15 protein-coding genes and 1 pseudogene are annotated in these 16331 nt (G+C 67.7%); 10 read left to right on the forward strand and 6 right to left on the reverse strand.

Features of this window, described 5'->3' with window-relative positions:
* From ACILQR_RS10430 to ACILQR_RS10465, 8 genes are all read left to right on the forward strand, one after another.
* A partial coding sequence (locus tag ACILQR_RS10430) for a penicillin-binding transpeptidase domain-containing protein (RefSeq protein WP_395651362.1) occupies nt 1–753 on the forward strand: 753 nt, incomplete at its 5' end.
* A complete protein-coding gene (locus tag ACILQR_RS10435) occupies nt 750–2222 on the forward strand; it encodes a UDP-N-acetylmuramoyl-L-alanyl-D-glutamate--2,6-diaminopimelate ligase (RefSeq protein WP_395651363.1) in 1473 nt (490 codons plus the stop codon). The genes ACILQR_RS10430 and ACILQR_RS10435, both read left to right, overlap by 4 nt.
* Entirely contained in the window at nt 2215–3618 is a 1404-nt protein-coding gene (gene murF / locus ACILQR_RS10440) for a UDP-N-acetylmuramoyl-tripeptide--D-alanyl-D-alanine ligase (protein WP_395651364.1), read from the forward strand. Before ACILQR_RS10435 ends, murF begins: the two co-directional genes overlap by 8 nt.
* Before the next feature lie 9 nt (nt 3619–3627).
* The gene (gene mraY, locus ACILQR_RS10445; protein WP_395651365.1) at nt 3628–4737 is read left to right on the forward strand and encodes a phospho-N-acetylmuramoyl-pentapeptide-transferase; all 1110 of its coding nucleotides are present in this window, start codon (nt 3628–3630) and stop codon (nt 4735–4737) included.
* A 4-nt stretch (nt 4738–4741) separates the two neighbouring features.
* Nucleotides 4742–6217 (forward strand): UDP-N-acetylmuramoyl-L-alanine--D-glutamate ligase, encoded by a 1476-nt coding sequence (gene murD, locus ACILQR_RS10450; RefSeq protein WP_395651366.1) that lies wholly within the window; start codon nt 4742–4744, stop codon nt 6215–6217.
* Nucleotides 6218–6227: 10 nt separating this feature from the next.
* Complete coding sequence (gene ftsW / locus ACILQR_RS10455) at nt 6228–7421, forward strand: putative lipid II flippase FtsW (protein WP_395651367.1); 1194 nt, start codon at nt 6228–6230, stop codon at nt 7419–7421.
* Nucleotides 7422–7597: 176 nt separating this feature from the next.
* Complete coding sequence (gene murG, locus ACILQR_RS10460; protein WP_395651368.1) at nt 7598–8689, forward strand: undecaprenyldiphospho-muramoylpentapeptide beta-N-acetylglucosaminyltransferase; 1092 nt, start codon at nt 7598–7600, stop codon at nt 8687–8689.
* 540 nt (nt 8690–9229) lie between these two features.
* Complete coding sequence (locus ACILQR_RS10465; protein ID WP_395651369.1) at nt 9230–10366, forward strand: mechanosensitive ion channel family protein; 1137 nt, start codon at nt 9230–9232, stop codon at nt 10364–10366.
* Here ACILQR_RS10465 and ACILQR_RS10470 read toward each other — a convergent pair.
* The 3 genes from ACILQR_RS10470 to ACILQR_RS10480 all read right to left on the reverse strand — a co-directional run bounded on the left by ACILQR_RS10470 (nt 10317) and on the right by ACILQR_RS10480 (nt 12098).
* A complete protein-coding gene (locus tag ACILQR_RS10470) occupies nt 10317–10814 on the reverse strand; it encodes a hypothetical protein (RefSeq protein WP_395651370.1) in 498 nt (165 codons plus the stop codon). The genes ACILQR_RS10465 and ACILQR_RS10470 overlap by 50 nt on opposite strands.
* Complete coding sequence (map, locus tag ACILQR_RS10475; protein WP_292152043.1) at nt 10814–11632, reverse strand: type I methionyl aminopeptidase; 819 nt, start codon at nt 11630–11632, stop codon at nt 10814–10816. Before map ends, ACILQR_RS10470 begins: the two co-directional genes overlap by 1 nt.
* A gap of 79 nt (nt 11633–11711) precedes the next feature.
* Entirely contained in the window at nt 11712–12098 is a 387-nt protein-coding gene (locus ACILQR_RS10480) for a DUF1801 domain-containing protein (protein ID WP_395651371.1), read from the reverse strand.
* A 58-nt stretch (nt 12099–12156) separates the two neighbouring features.
* On the opposite strand from ACILQR_RS10480, the gene ACILQR_RS10485 reads away from it, so the two are divergent.
* Nucleotides 12157–12819 carry a glutathione S-transferase family protein gene (locus tag ACILQR_RS10485; protein ID WP_395651372.1) on the forward strand — a complete coding sequence of 221 codons (663 nt, stop codon included), beginning with the start codon at nt 12157–12159 and terminating at the stop codon, nt 12817–12819.
* A 126-nt stretch (nt 12820–12945) separates the two neighbouring features.
* On the forward strand, nt 12946–13980 hold the full coding sequence (locus ACILQR_RS10490) for a Rieske 2Fe-2S domain-containing protein (protein ID WP_395651373.1): 1035 nt from the start codon (nt 12946–12948) through the stop codon (nt 13978–13980).
* Between the two features lie 46 nt (nt 13981–14026).
* On the opposite strand, the gene ACILQR_RS10495 is transcribed toward ACILQR_RS10490, so the two are convergent.
* The 3 genes and pseudogenes from ACILQR_RS10495 to ACILQR_RS10505 all read right to left on the reverse strand — a co-directional run.
* Nucleotides 14027–14995 carry a LysR family transcriptional regulator gene (locus ACILQR_RS10495; protein WP_395651374.1) on the reverse strand — a complete coding sequence of 323 codons (969 nt, stop codon included), beginning with the start codon at nt 14993–14995 and terminating at the stop codon, nt 14027–14029.
* A gap of 101 nt (nt 14996–15096) precedes the next feature.
* Nucleotides 15097–15423, reverse strand: a complete 327-nt coding sequence (locus tag ACILQR_RS10500) for a hypothetical protein (protein WP_395651375.1) — start codon at nt 15421–15423, stop codon at nt 15097–15099.
* Nucleotides 15420–16331 (reverse strand): annotated as a pseudogene (locus ACILQR_RS10505) (chromosome segregation protein SMC); the annotation flags it as partial. The gene ACILQR_RS10500 and the pseudogene ACILQR_RS10505, both read right to left, overlap by 4 nt.

The following is a 16331-nucleotide window of genomic DNA, read 5'->3' on the forward strand; positions in this document are numbered from 1 at the left end:
GATTTCCACGCCACCAACCGGGTGTTGTCGCTGGAAGAGGTCTATCTGCACTCGTCCAACATCGGCACGACGCAGCTGGCCATCGGCATGGGCGGCGACGTGATGCGGGACTATTTCACCCGCTTCGGCCTTCTGGCCAAGGCGCCGATAGAGTTGCGCGAATCGGCCCGTCCGATCCGCCCGCGCGAGTGGTCCGACACCACCCTGGCGTCCCTGTCGTTCGGCTACGGCATCTCGATCACTCCGGCCCAGATGTCGGCGGCCATGGGGGCCCTGACCAACGGCGGCCGCTATGTCCCGCTGAGCCTGAGAAAAGGGGGCGCGCCCAATGTCGAGCCGCGCCGGGTGATCTCGGAACAGACCTCCCTGACCATGCTGGACCTGATGCGGCGGAACGTCGTCAACGGCTCGGGCACCCGGGCCGATGCGCCGGGCCTGAGGGTCGGAGGCAAGACCGGCTCGGCCAACAAGCTGGTGAACGGGCGCTATCAGGCCAGCCACGCGGTCGGCACCTTCGCCGCCGTCTTCCCGACCGACGGGCCGATCAACACGCGGCGCTATTCGATCCTGATCCTGATGGACGAGCCCCAGACCTATCCGCGCACCGGCGGCTTCGTCGCGGCGCCTGCCGTGGGCCGGATTGCCGCCCGGATCGCGCCCTTCCTGGGCGTCCAGCGCGGTGCCGACGCCTGGCGCGACGCGCTGGGCGAGAAGGTCCCGGCGTTTGAAGACGTGGAGGGTGACGGACGATGACCGCCGCCACGCCACCCAGGATTCACCTGTCCGACCTGCTGCGCCGCGACGTGTCCTCCGACCCGATCATCACGGGCGTGACGGCCGACAGCCGCAAGGTCGCGCCGGGCTCGCTGTTCGTCGCCCTGCCGGGCAGCGCCGCCGACGGCCGGGCCTTCATCCCCCAGGCCCTGGCGCTGGGTGCCGCCGCCGTACTGGCCCCCGCCGATACGCCGGAAGGTGCCGCGCCCGTGCTGGTCACTTCGGGCGATGTGCGCCGGGCCTATGCGCTGGCGGCGCGCAGCTTCTATGGGGCCCAGCCGGCCAACTGCGTCGCCGTCACCGGCACCAACGGCAAGACCTCGGTCGCCACCTTCTGTCGCCAGATCTGGGCGTCGCTGGGGCTCAAGTCCGCCAGCATGGGCACCCTGGGCGTCGTCGGCCAGAAGGGCGACAAGACCTACACATTGACGGGCGCAGGCCTGACCAGCCCCGATGCCGCCGACGCGGCCCGGCTGATGGCCGAACTGGCCCGGAAGGGGGTCACGCACCTGGCGCTGGAGGCGTCGTCGCACGGCGTCGATCAGCGGCGGCTGGACGGGGTGTCGCTGAAGGCCGCGGGCTTTACCAACCTGAGCCAGGACCACCTAGACTATCACGGTACGATGGAGTCCTATCGCAACGCCAAGCTGCGGCTGTTCGAGACCCTGCTGGCGCGCGGCCGGACCGCCGTACTCAACGCGGACTCGGATCACTATTCCAGCTTCGCCTCGGCCAGCATCATGTCCGGTCTCGGCATCATGGGCGTGGGCCAGCGCGGTCGCGACCTGGCCCTGATCGGCCGGACGGCGACGCCCGAAGGGCAGCGCCTGTCGATCGATGTGCGCGGCCAGGTCCACGACATCCTGTTGCCGCTCGCCGGCGCGTTTCAGGCCTCGAACGCTCTGGTCGCGGCGGGGCTGTGCATCGCGGCGGGCGAAAGCGCCGACCGGGTTCTGGGTGCGCTCGAGGGACTGACGGGCGCGGCCGGGCGGTTGCAGCGGGTGGCCGGGGGCGACCGGGGCGGCGAGGTCTATGTCGACTATGCCCACACGCCCGACGGGCTGGAGACCGTGCTGACGGCACTGCGGCCCCATGCGACGGGACGGCTGATCGTGGTGTTCGGCGCGGGCGGGGATCGGGACCGGGGCAAGCGACCCCTGATGGGTGCCATCGCCGGGCGGCTGGCCGACATCGCCATCGTCACCGACGACAACCCTCGCTCGGAGAAGGCCTCGGCGATCCGGGCGGATGTCCGGAAGGGCTGCCCCGATGCGCTGGAGATCGGCGACCGCCGCGAGGCCATCCGCCACGCGATTTCGACGATGCGCGACGGAGATGTGGTGGTCATCGCCGGAAAAGGGCATGAGCAGGGTCAGATCGTCGCCGGGGTGACCCACCCCTTCGACGACGCCACCGAAGCCGCCGAAGCCCTGAGCATTCATGCCTGACACGACCCCGCCGCTGTGGACTGCGGCCGAGATCGCCGACGCCACCGGCGGCCGCCTCAAAGGCGGCGACTTCGACGTCCATGGCATCACCTACAACAGCCGCGAGATCGCCCCCGGAGACCTGTTCCTGGCGCTGAAGGGCGCGCGGGACGGGCACGAGTTCGCGGCCTCCGCCTTCACCGCAGGGGCTGCCGGGGCTTTGGTCGAACACGCCATCGAGGGCGGGCCGCACGTGATCGTTCCAGACACGCTGAGAGGGCTGGAGGCACTGGGTGCCGCCGCCCGTGATCGCGCCCCCCAGGTGCGGCGTGGCGCCGTGACCGGCAGCGTCGGCAAGACCAGCGTGACCCAGGCGATCAAGGCGGGCCTGGATCTGGCCGGGCCCGCCCACGCCTCGATCAAGAGCTACAACAACCATATCGGCGTGCCCCTGACGCTCGCCCGGATGCCGCGTGACACCGAGCGGGCGGTGTTCGAGATCGGCATGAATGCGCCGGGCGAGATCGCACCCCTGTCGAAGATGGTCCTGCCCCACGCCGCCTGTGTCACCACGGTCGGCCCGGTCCATATCGAGGGCTTCTCCGACGGCGAGACCGGGGTGGCGCGCGAGAAGGCGGCGATCTTTCAGGGGCTGGGCCCCGGCGGCGTCGCGGTGATCAACGGCGACAATCCCTGGGTCGACATGCTGCGCGAGAGCGCCCTGCGTCAGGGCGCGCGGATCGCCCAGTTCGGGTCCGGACCTGAACAGGATGCGCGGCTGCTAGACTTCGTGCCCGGTCCGGAAGGGGCTCGGGTCACCGCCGACATCCAGGGGCGGACCCATGTGTTCACGCTCAAGCAATCGGGCTTCCACTGGGGCCTGAACTCCCTGGCCGTCATCCTGATGCTGGAGGCGCTGGACGTGCCGGTCGAGACGGCGTTCGAGGCCCTGGCGACCTTCCAGCCCCTGGCCGGGCGCGGCGAAATCCGCTCGGTAAACGGGCCGCATGGGACCTTCACCCTGATCGACGAAAGCTACAACGCCAATCCCCTGTCGATGCGGGCGGGGTTCCTGAGCCTCGGCGCACGGCCGGTGCGGACGGGCGGGCGGCGGATCGTGGTCCTGACCGACATGCTGGAGCTGGGCGATCAGTCGGTGAACCTGCACGCCGGGCTGGCCGAGACCATAGATGCCGCCGGGCTCGATCTGGCCCACGCGGCGGGCCCGCAGATGCGCCATCTGTACGACGCCCTGCCGGAAAGCCGCCGCGGCGTCTGGACCGAGACTGCCGCCGAACTGGCACAGCAGGCCGCCGATCTGGCCGCCTACGGCGACATCGTCATGGTCAAGGGATCGAACGGGTCGAAAGCGTCGCTGGTCGCGAAGGCCTTGGCCGCGCTGGATACGACGCGCTAGGGGATATCCATGTTCTATCTGCTCTATCTCCAGTTCGCCGACGTCGCGAAGGACTATCCGCTCCTTCACCTGATCCAGTACCAGACGGTGCGGGTGGCGCTGGCCATGGCGACGGCGATGATCGTGGCGGTGGCCATGGGGTCGCGCTTCATCAACTGGATCCGCGCCAAACAGGGCAAGGGCCAGCCGATCCGCGAGGACGGCCCCGTCAGCCACCTGTCCAAGGTCGGCACACCCACCATGGGCGGGCTGATGATCCTGGCCGGCATCGGCGTCGCGGTCTTCCTGTGGGGCGACCTGACCAACCCCTATATCTGGATCGTCAGCTTCGTGACGGCGGCCTTCGGGGTGCTGGGCTTCGTCGACGACTATGCCAAGGTCACGAAACAGACCTCGGCCGGGCTGACGTCGAAACAGAAGCTGCTGGCCCAGGTCGTCATCGCGGTGATCGCGGGCGTCCTGACCGTGCTGTGGATGACCCAGTCGCCGACCTCGCCGGGGCTGGAGACCTCGATCGCCTTCCCGTTCTTCAAGGACGTGCTGCTGAACGTGGGCTGGTTCTACGTGGCCTTCGCGGCCTTCACGATCGTCGGTTTCTCCAACGCGGTGAACCTGACCGACGGGCTGGACGGGCTGGCGATCGTGCCGGTGATGATGGCGGCGGCGGCGTTCGGGATCATCACCTATCTGGTCGGCAACTTCATCTTCTCGGACTATCTGGGCGTCCACCATGTGCCGGGCGCGGGCGAGCTGGCGATCTTCTGCGCGGCCATCATCGGCGGGGGCGTGGGCTTCCTGTGGTATAACGCCCCGCCGGCCAAGATCTTCATGGGCGACACCGGTTCGCTGGCGCTCGGCGGGGCTCTGGGATCGATGGCGGTGGCCACCAAGCACGAACTGGTGCTGGGCATCGTCGGCGGCCTGTTCGTCATCGAGGCGGCCTCGGTCATGATCCAGGTCGGCTATTTCAAGCTGACCAAGCGGCGCATCTTCCTGATGGCGCCGATCCACCACCATTTCGAGAAGCTGGGCTGGCCGGAATCGACGGTCGTGATCCGCTTCTGGATCGTCGCCGCCATGCTGGCCCTGCTCGGGCTGGCGACCCTGAAGCTCCGCTGACGCGATGATCGCCGTTCCCGGATTCCAGGGTCGCCGCGTCGCCGTCTTCGGCCTGGGCCGATCCGGGATCACGGCGGCGCGGGCGCTTCAGGCCGGCGGGGCGACGCCCATCCTGTGGGACGACGGGGTCTCGGGCCGCATGCAGGCCGAGGCCGAAGGGTTCGCGGTCGAGGACCTGACCACCGCCGACTGGTCCGCCTTCGCGGCGCTGGTGCTGTCGCCGGGCGCGCCCCTGACCCATCCCAAGCCGCACTGGACGGTCGAGAAGGCCAGGGCGGCGGGCGTGCCTGTCATCGGCGACATCGAACTGTTCGCCCGCGCCATCGACACGGTCCCGGCGTCGCTCCGGCCTCGTGTCGTCGCCATCACCGGCACCAACGGCAAGTCGACGACCACGGCCCTGATCGGCTGGGTGCTGAAACAGGCGGGGCTCAAGGTCGCGATCGGCGGCAACATCGGCATCGGCGTCCTGGCCCTTCCGGCCCCCGCCGAGGTCGAGGTCTATGTGGTCGAGACCTCGTCGTACCAGCTGGATCTGACCACCAGTTTCGCGCCGGACGTGGCGATCCTGACCAACGTCTCGCCCGACCATCTGGACCGGCACGGCGGCATGGAGGGCTATGTCGCGGCCAAGCGGCGGCTATTCCAGGTCATGACGCCGGACAAGGTCGCCCTGATCGGGGTGGACGACGACTGGGGCTGGAAGACCGTCAACGCCCTGAACGACCGGCGTCTCCGGGTCTCGACCATCACGACCCGCACCCCGCCCGAGTTCGTCGATCCCACCGGCGGCGTCCCTGTGGCAAAAATCGCCGCTCGCCTGCCGGACCAGCAGCCCGCCTTCGACGCCGGTCGGTTCATCATCGTCGATGCCACCGGCGGCAAGCTCGTCGCCGACGGCGTCGCCATCGCCGACCTCGCCCCAGCGCGCTCGCTCCCCGGCCGTCACAACGCCCAGAACGCCGCCTTCGCCTACGCCGCCGCCCGCGCGCTCGGCGTCCCGCATGACGCCGCCGTCGAGGGCCTGATGACCTTCCCCGGTCTCGCCCACCGCATGGAGACCGTCGCCCAGCTCGGGGCCGTCCGCTTCGTCAACGACTCCAAGGCCACCAATGCCGATGCGGCGAGACAGGCCCTGTCGTCCTATCCGTCCGTCTTCTGGATCGCCGGGGGGGTGCCCAAGGACGGCGGCATCGACGACCTGTCCGATCTGTTTCCGCGCGTGACCAGGGCCTATCTGATCGGCCAGTCCGCCGAGGAGTTCGCCGCGACTCTGGGCGACACGCCGCACGTCATCACCGGCACCATGGAAGCCGCCGTGACCGCCGCCGCCGCCGATGCCCAGGCGGCCGGGGGCGATCAGATCGTGCTGTTGTCCCCGGCCTGCGCGAGTTTCGACCAGTATCCCGACTTCGAGGCGCGCGGAGAGGCATTCCGGGCGGCGGTTCTTAACCAAGGCGCTACCCCTTTGCGTTCATGAATGGGAAACCATGACCGCAGAGCCCTATCGCCCGGCCTATAACCCGGCCTTTTCGCGCAACGACCAGAGCCCGATCGCCCAGTGGTTCTGGACGGTGGATCGCGGCCTGCTGGGTGCGGCCCTGACTTTGATGGCGTTCGGGGTGGCGCTGAGCTTTGCGTCCTCGCCCGCCGCCATCCTGGCCGACGAGTCGATCTCGGATCCCTTCCACTATTCCTGGCGGATGATCGTCTGGGCGACCGGCGGTGCGGGGGCCATGCTGACCATGTCGCTGCTGTCGCCGCGCGGGGTCAGGCGGATCGCCGTCCTGAGCCTGCTGGGGGCCATCGTCGTCATGGCGGCGCTGCCCTTCATCGGCGACGAGGTGAAGGGGGCTGCGCGCTGGATCAACCTGGGGCCCTTCAGCCTGCAACCCAGTGAGTTCGCCAAGCCCAGTTTGATCGTCTTCGCCGCCTGGATGTTCGCCGAAGGCCAGAAGGGGGAGGGGGTGCCCGGGGTCAGCATCGCCTTCGGCTTCTGGGCCCTGACGGTCGGTCTGCTGCTGATCCAGCCGGACATCGGCCAGACCCTGCTGATCACCACCACCTTCATGTGCGTCTTCTTCATGGCCGGGGTGCCGCTGAAGTGGATGGCGGTACTCGCCGCCGCCGCCGCCGGAGGCGTGGTGTCGCTGTATTTCATGTTCGGCCACATGCGCGACCGCCTCAGCCGCTTCACCAACCCCGAGACCACCGACACCCACCAGATCGACCGTGCCAGCGAGGCCATCAGCGCCGGCGGTCTGGTCGGGCGCGGGGTGGGGGAGGGCGTCATGAAGCGCCACGTGCCCGATCTGCACACCGACTTCATCTATTCGGTCGGGGCCGAGGAGTTCGGCCTGATGCTGAGCCTGGCCATGATCGGTCTGTATGCCTTCATCGTGGTGCGCGGGATGCGCCGGGCCATGAAGCTGAACGACCCCTTCGAGCAGACGGCGGCGGCGGGGCTGTTCGTCCTTATCGGGCTACAGGCCTCGATCAATGTGGCGGTGAACTTGAACCTGATCCCGACCAAGGGGATGACCCTGCCCTTCATCAGCTACGGCGGGTCGTCGATGCTGGCCATGGGGTTGACGATGGGGCTGGCGCTCGCCCTGACCCGGCGGAGGCCGGGGGCCTATGAGCCGGGGGTGACCTTGCAGGACCGCCGCCGGATTTTGCCGTAGAAATCCTTCTCCCCTTGCGGGAGAAGGTGGCAGGCGAAGCCTGACGGATGAGGGGTCACGCCGGCTTCTGAGTGAGGGCTCGGCAAGCAGACGGACGGTTCCGTGAGACCCCTCATCCGTCTCGCTCCGCGAGCCACCTTCTCCCGCAAGGGGAGAAGGAAGATGAGAGAGCGTCCATGCCGTCCAAAGTCTGCATCGTCGCCGGCGGGGGTACCGGGGGTCATATGTTTCCCGCCGAGGCCCTGGCCCGAGAGATGGCGTCGCGCGGCTGGCGCGTGGTCCTGGCCACCGACCATCGGGGCGAACAGTATGCCGCGAACTTTCCGGCCGAGGAGAAACTGTATCTCGACACCGCCACCGGCTCGGGCCCTGTCGCCCTGCTGAAGGCCGGGATCGCCATCGCGCGGGGGGTGGTTCAGGCGAGGAAGGCCTTCAGGCGGCTGGATGCCGGCGTGGTCGTCGGCTTCGGCGGCTATCCGTCCGCGCCCGCCCTGATCGCTGCGATCAGCCGGGGCACGCCGACCGTCATCCATGAACAGAACGCGGTGCTGGGCCGCACCAACCGGCTGCTGGCCGGGCGTGTCGGCCGGATCGCCTCGTCCTTTCCGACCCTGAAGCGGGCACCCGAAGGCATGCAGGCCGAGGTGGTCGGCAGTCCCGTCCGGGCCGAGATCGGCGCCCTGTTCGACCGTGCCTATTTGCCGCCGACCGCCGACGGGCCGATCCATGTGCTGGTCACGGGCGGCAGTCAGGGGGCCCGCATCCTGTCGGAGACGACGCCCCGGGCGCTGGCCGCCCTGCCAGAAGCCTTGCGCGTCCGCCTGCGTGTCCAGCAGCAGTCCCGGCCCGAGACGCTGGAGACCGCACAGCAGATCTATCTGGAGGCCGGCATCCAGGCCGAGGTCGCGCCCTTCTTCCGCGACATGGCCGGGCGGCTGTCGCAGGCGCATCTGGTCGTCGGTCGTGCCGGGGCCTCGACCTGCGCCGAACTGGCCGTCGCCGCCCTGCCGTCCGTCCTGATCCCGCTCAAGATCGCCACCGACGACCACCAGACCCTGAATGCGAAGGCTCTGACCGATGTCGGCGCGGCGGTGGTGATTGCAGAGGATGACGTGACGGTGGAAAGTCTGACGGCGGCGCTGCTGCCGCTATTGTCCGACCCGGCGCGGCTGGCGACGATGAGCGCGGCGGCCCGATCGGTGGCCATCCCCGATGCGGCGCGCAGGCTGGCGGATATGGTGGAAGTAACTGCTATTGGTCTCGCATGACGCAGTAACGGTGGGCACATTCACTCCGCCGAGATGTTTGCTATCGAAACTCGAATCGTCTAAGCTTGAATCGCTGCATCCTGAAGCAGTCTTTCGTCACAGTGTAAATACTGCCAGTCGAAGACCCCGCGGATCGTCAAGCAGCGGTGAGATGGTACCTTTGCTGCGTCCTGATGCAGTCTTTCTTCACAGCATAGTCGCTGCCAGTTGAAGACTTAGCGGATCGTCAAGCAGCGGGTATCTGGCCCTTGAGGGCCTGAGATATTGAATCTGGCCTTGAGGCCGGACTGTAATCAATCACATCGTTGGAGATGCGTTATGGCTAGGCACCATTTTCGTCCTCGCGACGTCCGCTCGCTCGTGGTCGGCCCAGCAATCGGGTTTGGCTTCCATGTGATGCTGGAAATCGTGAAGTACGCTTTCGATAAACTACAGTAGTTGGGGGAGCGACGTGCCGATCTTGGCGCGTCGCTTGCCTACCTCACCGGTGCCAGATACCGAGTCTGCGAACAACCTTGGCCGTGGTGCGTTACCCTACCCATGCCCCCCTTCATTTCCGACCTGACGGCCGAGACCACCCGCCTGTGGCGGCAGTTCGACTGGCTGCCCGAATGGGCGGTGATTGTGCTGGTGCTGGCGGCCTTCGTCGGCGTGGGCTGGATCACCCATGCCCTGGTCTTCGCGATCCTGCGGCGCGTGGTCCGGAACCGGGACGTCTTCTGGCGCGGGGTGGTCGAGCGGGCGCGGGCCAAGCTGAGGGTGCTGGTCATCATCATCGGCATCGGCATCGGGGTCAGCGTCTCGCCGCTGGATCCCGCCCCGTCGCAACAGGTCCGCAGCGTCCTCCTGTTCGCCTGGATCCTGGCGCTGGGCTGGCTGGCGTCCGGTGTCCTCGACATGTGGACCGCAGTGCATCTGAAGAAGTTCAACATGGCGGTCGAGGACAACCTGATCGCGCGCAAGCATCTGACCCAGAGCCGTATCCTGCAAAGGGTGGCCAAGGTGCTGCTGTTCATCGTCACGGTCGGCCTGGCCCTGATGACCATTTCCGGTTTCCGCCAGTGGGGGGTCAGCCTGCTGGCCTCGGCGGGGGTGGTGGGGATCATCGCCGGTCTGGCCCTGCAACCGATCCTGACGAACATGGTCGCCGGCATCCAGATCGCCCTGACCCAGCCCATCCGCATCGACGACGCCATCATCGTCGAGGGGGAGTGGGGCAATGTGGAGGAGATCACCTCCACCTATGTGGTGGTCAAGTTGTGGGACTGGCGCCGGATGGTCCTGCCCCTGTCCTATTTCATCGCCAAGCCGTTCCAGAACTGGACACGGGAGAACGCCCGGCTGATCGGCACGGCCATGTTCTACGTCGACTACGAGGCGCCGATCGACCGGCTGCGCGAGGCGTTCGAGCGGATCGTGCGGGCCTCGGTCCTGTGGGACGGCGACGTGCAGGTGATGCAGGTCACCGACATCACCGAACGCGTCATGCAGGTCCGCTGCCTGGCCAGCGCCCGGTCGGCGCCGGTGGCCTTCGATCTGCGCTGCGAGATCCGCGAGAAGCTGATGGCCTTCATGCGCGACGAATGCCCGGAGGCCCTGCCCAGGGATCGGTTGGACCTCGATCGCCTCAGCGCGGCTGATCCAGTTCGCCCGCCAGAGCCGCCCGTCCCAGCGTGACCGCCTCTTCCAGCGTGAAGACATCTGGCGACCGGGCGTCGGTCGAACAGGCCACGGCCAGGAGTTCGGCCGCGTCTCCACCGGGGTCGGCATGATAGGCCGGGGCGGTGTCCGGCGTGGTCGGGCCCTCGACGCCGCCCTCGCGCACCGAGGCGAAGTCCAGTCGGTCGGCGGTCATGCCGACACAGTCGAACCGCCACTTCGACCAGCCGCCCCAATAGGTATGCCCCCCGGCGGTGAAGCCCGGCTCGGTGACCTGAAACGCCCGCATCGTGACGGTGTCGCCGTCACGGACGATGGTCATCTGGTCGGCCAGAATCGCGAACCGGCCGGCCCCGGTCAGGACGAAGCCGTGCTCGGGGGCGGGCGAGGGCTCAGCAGTCCGGGCGGCGACGGGCAGTGACAGTCCCACGGCCGCGACGAAGGCCAGACCCGTAAGGGTCCGCATCAGTTCGGGCGGAACAGGCCGGCGGGGCTGGCGGAGAAGATCTCGACCCCGTCCTCGGTGACGCCGACGGTGTGCTCGCACTGGGCCGACAGGGACTTGTCGCGCGTGACGGCGGTCCAGCCGTCGGACAGCACCTTCACATGGGGCTTGCCCAGATTGACCATGGGCTCGACGGTGAAACACATGCCGGGCTTCAGCACCGCGCCCTCGTTCTTCCTGCCATAGTGCAGGACGTTGGGGCTGTCGTGGAAGATGCGGCCGATGCCGTGGCCGCAGAAGTCGCGCACGACGCTCATCCGCGCCGCCTCGACGTGGCGCTGGATGGCGAAGCCGATGTCGCCGAAGGTGGCGCCGGGCTTCACCTGGGCCAGGCCCAGGGCGATGGACTCATAGGTGACGTCGATCAGCTTCTTCGCACGCGGATTGATGTCGCCCACCGCATACATCCGGCTGGAGTCGCCATGCCAGCCGTCGACGATGACGGTGTGGTCGATGTTGACGATGTCGCCGTCCTTCAGCACCCGGTCGCCCGGGATGCCGTGACAGACCACGTGGTTGATCGAGGTGCAGACCGTCTTCGCATAGCCCTTGTAGCCCAGGCAGGCGGGCAGCCCGCCCCGGTCCAGGGTGTATTCGCGGATCCGGTCGTCCAGCTCGCCCGTGGTCACGCCCGGCACGACGTAGGGCACGATCATGTCCAGCGCCTCGGCGACCAGCCGCCCTGCGATCCGCATGCCCTCGAAATCGTCCGCATTATAGATGCGGATCGCGCTCGACCGGGTGAAGGTCTCGATATCCTGGTCGGGCGTTTCGTACATGAGGGGCTCTGGCGGGCAGTTTCGTCAGGTCAGATGGCGACCATAGCATGAAACCTCAAGGATGTCCGGCGTGAGGCAATCAGGCCGTTGCGGCGATCCAGCGCGCAATCAGTCCGGTCAGTTCGGGCGTCCCGGCCTCGATCGCAGCCTGATCGGCCAGACGGACGACACCCCGGTCCGGCGAAGGCCAGACGGCCAGCCGGCCCGGATCGTCGAAGCGAAAGCCGGCGACATCCCGGGTCGCGGCTCCCCGGTGCAGCACGATCCTGTATCCCCCCTTCGCCTCGATCCCCAGGGTGACCCGGTCGCGCCCGCCGTGGGCATAGCTGGGCGCGTTCCACTTGATTTCTTCCGTCAGGCCGGGATCGGCGGCGCGGACGACGGCGCGCAGGGTGTCGATGCCCGCGCGGGTCGGGACGTCGAGGGCGTTCAGCCAGTCGTCGACGGTGGAGGCGGGTCTGGCCATGCTTGGTCCTTTCCAATGGGAAGGCTATCAATATCCAGCCGGAATGAGGAGCGCCGCCATGGTCCAGGTCACCGCCTTCAAATGGGTGCCGCCGTTTGCGCAGGGGTCGGTGCGCGATCTGCGGGTCCGCTGGGCTCTGGAGGAGGCGGGCATCGCCTATGACGCCGACCTGATCGGGTTCGAGGATCAGGCCTCGCCCGACTATCGCGCGAAACAGCCGTTCGGCCAGGTGCCCGCCTATCGCGACGGCGAGGTGGCCATCTTTGAAAGCTGCGCCATCGTGCTGCATATCGCGGGCAAGTCGCAGGCCCTGATGCCGACCGACGAGGCGGGCCGGGCTGAGGTGACCTGCTGGCTGTTCGCCGCCTCCAACACCATCGAGCCCTGGGTCGGCCAACTGGCCACCATCGACCTGTTCGCCGCCGACAGCGCGTGGGGCCAGGAACGCCGCCCCGAGGTCGAGACCTTCCTGCGCAAGCGGCTGGCCGAACTCCAGACCGCGCTCGGCGACCAGGACTGGTTCGCCGCCGACCGCTTCAGCGCCGCCGACATCATCATGACCCACGTCCTGCGCGACCTGCGCCACACCGACATTCTCGCCGACTATCCGAAACTGGCCGCCTATGTCGCGCGGGCCGAGGCGAGACCGGCCTTCCAGCGGGCCCTGGAGGCCCAGATGGCGGCGTTCCGGGAGGCGGAGACGGCGATGGATCAGGGATGATCCGGCCGCTTATGGCGCTGCGCAGTATCGGTTTTGTAGATTTGTAGTATCTATAACTTCGGATTTTCCGATGGATCAGTCGGCGCTATCTTCGCGGCCAGATAAGAACTGGGGCGGAAGCGGACGATGTTTCTCTACAACGCCTGGTACGTTGCGGGCTGGTCTGCCGATCTGGCCGTGAGCGCGAGCCAGGCGCGGACCTTTCTCGACCAGCCCGTCGTCCTGTTCAGGACGGAGACGGGACAGGCCGTCGCTCTGGAGGATCGCTGCGCGCACCGCTCGGTGCCTTTGTCGGCGGGACAGGTCGCGGGCGAGGCGATCCGCTGCGCCTACCACGGTCTGGAGTTCGCGGCCGACGGAACCTGCATCAAAGTGCCGTGCCAGGACCTGATCCCGCCGAAGGCCCGCGTCCGCAGCTATCCGGTCGTCGAACAGGATGCGGCGATCTGGATCTGGATGGGCGATGTCGAAAAGGCCGATCCGGCCGCCATTCCCCGGCATCCCTGGCACAGCGATCCGGCATGGGCCTGGCGCAGCGCCCACTACGAGGTGAACGGCAACTGGCAGCTGCTGATCGACAACCTCATGGACCTGTCGCACCTGCCCTACATCCACCCCCATACGATCGGCGGCGATCCCGACACCCATTTCCGCGCCGAGATGGAGACCCGGCGGACGGCGGCCGGGGTCTTCGTTCAGCGGCGGATGCCGAACTCGCCGCCGCCACCGACCTATGTCGCCGCCCGGGGCTTCACGGGACGGATCGATCGCTGGCAGGAGATCGAGTTCATGCCGGTCATGCTGCGCATCCACACCGGCGGCTGCGACGTCGGAACCGGTGCCTACGACGGGCATCGCGATCACGGCTTCTCGATGATGGGGTTCCACGGCATCACGCCGGAGACGGAAGCGACGACCCACTATTTCTGGTCGATCGGGACGAACGTCCTGACCGAGGGTGTCGCTGACCTTGTGTTCGAACAGACGGCGGCGACCTTCCGGGAGGACCAGGTGGTGCTGGAACTGCAGCAGCGGAGGCTGCTTCAGAGCCCCGACCGCCCGCGCGTGGATATTCTCAGCGATGCGGGCGGCAACATGGCGCGCCGCCGGCTGGCGGACCTCATGAAGGCGGAAGCCCCGAGGGACGTCGCTACCGCCTGATCGCCCGGACCGTGTCGAGGATCAGCGTCCGGGTGATGCGTTGAGGTCAGGGCGTTGCGTCGGCTCGGGCCGAAACCAGGGCGGCGGCGAAGTCCGGGGCCGTGGACGGGTCATGTCCCATGAACAGGTCCGCGATGACACCGCGCAGCCAGACTCCCCGGGGATCGGCATGGAAGCGGCGATGCCAGAACTGCTTGAGCGCGATCGGCGGCACGGTGACCGGCGGAGGGAGCATCTTCAGATTGGCGCGGCCGATCCAGGCCGTCGCCACGGCCTTGGGAACCGTCACGATCAGGTCGCTGGTCGCGATGAGCAGGGGCATGCCCATGAAGTGGGGGGTGCTGAGCGCGATGCGGCGATGGATGCCCCGGGCCTGCATCTCGTTCTCGAAGATCTCCTGGCTGCGTCCTTCGGCATTGACCACGGCATGCTCCGCCTGGATGAATTCCTCCAGGCTGAGGGTCGATCCGATGGTGGGATGATCGCCCCGCACCAGGCAGGCGAACGAATGCTCGAACAGGCCCTGCTGATAGATGCCGCCGGCGAGGTCGGGGAAATAGCCGAGGGCGAGATCGACCTGCCCCCCCGCCAGGGCCTCGGCCAGGCGTTGCGGTCCCATGGTGACCGACCGCACCGTCATCTGCGGCGCGATCGCCCGAAGGTGCCGTAGAAGTTTCGGCAGAAAGACCAGTTCGCCGACATCGGAGGTGCTGACCGTTACCGGAATGTCCGATGTGGCGGGGTCGAAGGTTCGCGCGGACAGGAGCTGATCTTCGACGGTGGCCAGGACACTGCGAACCGCGTCCCTCATCTCCAGGGCCCTGGGTGTCGGCTCCATCCCCTTGGCCGTGCGGATGAACAGGGGGTCGCCAAGGATGTCGCGCAGCTTCTGGAGCGAGAAGCTGACCGTCGGCTGGCTGGTCTTCAACCGCCGCGCCGCGCCCGTCACGCTGCGCTCGTCGAGCAAGGCGTCCAGGACGACAATCAGATTGAGATCAAAATGTCTGAAATCCATCCGACGGATAGTACCGGCGAGCGTATTCCACGCAACCTATCGTGCCGACCGAGGCGAGGGTCGAACCCTGCCGGAGTCCGAACCGGACGGATTCAGTGGCTTCAGTTTGCCGGTGCCCGGACTGTCCACTGGCTGATGTATTCGGGATCGGTGACGGTCTCTCCGGTTGATCGAAGTCGATAGTCGCCCGGCGGCGCCCGTTCGAACGATTGGAGATCGGGGGGCAGGCGGTAGGTTTCGCCTTCGCGCGCGCCGCTGAGAATAATCTCGAACCCGTCGATCTCATCGACGCTGTCGATGACCCCGTACATCTGCTCTCGCGTATCGGCTTCCGGATGGACGTACGTAACTCCGATCAAGACGACCGCACCGATCATGGCGTCGGCAATCGTCTGATCCCATTCCGGCTGCTCGTCGTCACCCATCACGCCACCAGCGTCTCGGCCTGTTTCAGGTCCACGCTGACCAGCTGCGATACGCCCCGTTCCGGCATGGTCACGCCGTACAGCCGGTCCATGCGGCTCATGGTGACCGGGTTGTGGGTGATGACGATGAAGCGGGTGTCGGTGCGGTTGCGCATCTCGTTCAGCATCCGGCAGAACCGGTCGACGTTGGCGTCGTCCAGCGGGGCATCGACCTCGTCCAGCACACAGACCGGCGCCGGATTGGCCAGGAAGACGGCAAAGATCAGCGCCGCCGCAGTCAGGGCCTGTTCGCCGCCGCTCATCAGCGACATGACCGACAGCCGCTTGCCCGGCGGGCAGGCGAAGATCTCGAGCCCGGCCTCCAGCGGATCGTCGGATTCGACCAGTTTCAGCTCGGCCTGACCGCCGCCGAACAGGGCCTCGAACAGGCTCTTGAAGTTGTCATTGATGATATCGAAGGCGGCGACCAGCCGTTCGCGACCCTCGGCGTTCAGCTCATCGATACCGTCTCTCAGCCGGGCGATGGCGGTGGTGAGGTCCGACCGCTCGATCCGCATGGTGTTGAGCCGTTCGGAATATTCGTCGGCCTCCTCTTCGGCGCGCAGGTTGACGGCGCCCAGCTGTTCGCGCTCGCGCTCCAGCCCGTACAACAGGCTCTCGGCCCCGGCGGCGTCGGGCGGACGGGCGACGGCGTCGTCGATCAGCTTCTGGCCCAGCGCCTCGGGCTCCATCTGCGCCGTCTCGCGCACGGTCTCGGCGGCGATGGTCAGTCGCTCGGTCGCGGCCTCGGCGCGGGCGGCCAGACCGGCGCGGGCCTCTCGCGCCGATGCGGCGGCGGCGTCGGCGGCGCGGCTCGCTCGGTCTGCGTCACCGGCCTCGGTCTCGGCGGTAGCCAGGGCGTCGGCGGAGGC

This window comes from Brevundimonas sp. (assembly GCF_044239655.1).
In the GTDB taxonomy this organism is placed as follows: Bacteria; Pseudomonadota; Alphaproteobacteria; order Caulobacterales; family Caulobacteraceae; genus Brevundimonas.

Excerpts from the sequence above, each read along its gene's own strand:
- ACILQR_RS10465 (WP_395651369.1), top strand. The coding sequence starts at position 9,230 with ATGCCCCCCTTCATTTCCGACCTGACGGCCGAGACCACCCGCCTGTGG.
- map (WP_292152043.1), bottom strand. The coding sequence starts at position 11,632 with ATGTACGAAACGCCCGACCAGGATATCGAGACCTTCACCCGGTCGAGC.
- ACILQR_RS10490 (WP_395651373.1), top strand. The coding sequence starts at position 12,946 with ATGTTTCTCTACAACGCCTGGTACGTTGCGGGCTGGTCTGCCGATCTG.
- mraY (WP_395651365.1), top strand. The coding sequence starts at position 3,628 with ATGTTCTATCTGCTCTATCTCCAGTTCGCCGACGTCGCGAAGGACTAT.
- murF (WP_395651364.1), top strand. The coding sequence starts at position 2,215 with ATGCCTGACACGACCCCGCCGCTGTGGACTGCGGCCGAGATCGCCGAC.
- ACILQR_RS10495 (WP_395651374.1), bottom strand. The coding sequence starts at position 14,995 with ATGGATTTCAGACATTTTGATCTCAATCTGATTGTCGTCCTGGACGCC.
- ACILQR_RS10435 (WP_395651363.1), top strand. The coding sequence starts at position 750 with ATGACCGCCGCCACGCCACCCAGGATTCACCTGTCCGACCTGCTGCGC.
- ftsW (WP_395651367.1), top strand. The coding sequence starts at position 6,228 with ATGACCGCAGAGCCCTATCGCCCGGCCTATAACCCGGCCTTTTCGCGC.
- ACILQR_RS10480 (WP_395651371.1), bottom strand. The coding sequence starts at position 12,098 with ATGGCCAGACCCGCCTCCACCGTCGACGACTGGCTGAACGCCCTCGAC.
- murG (WP_395651368.1), top strand. The coding sequence starts at position 7,598 with ATGCCGTCCAAAGTCTGCATCGTCGCCGGCGGGGGTACCGGGGGTCAT.
- murD (WP_395651366.1), top strand. The coding sequence starts at position 4,742 with ATGATCGCCGTTCCCGGATTCCAGGGTCGCCGCGTCGCCGTCTTCGGC.
- ACILQR_RS10470 (WP_395651370.1), bottom strand. The coding sequence starts at position 10,814 with ATGCGGACCCTTACGGGTCTGGCCTTCGTCGCGGCCGTGGGACTGTCA.
- ACILQR_RS10485 (WP_395651372.1), top strand. The coding sequence starts at position 12,157 with ATGGTCCAGGTCACCGCCTTCAAATGGGTGCCGCCGTTTGCGCAGGGG.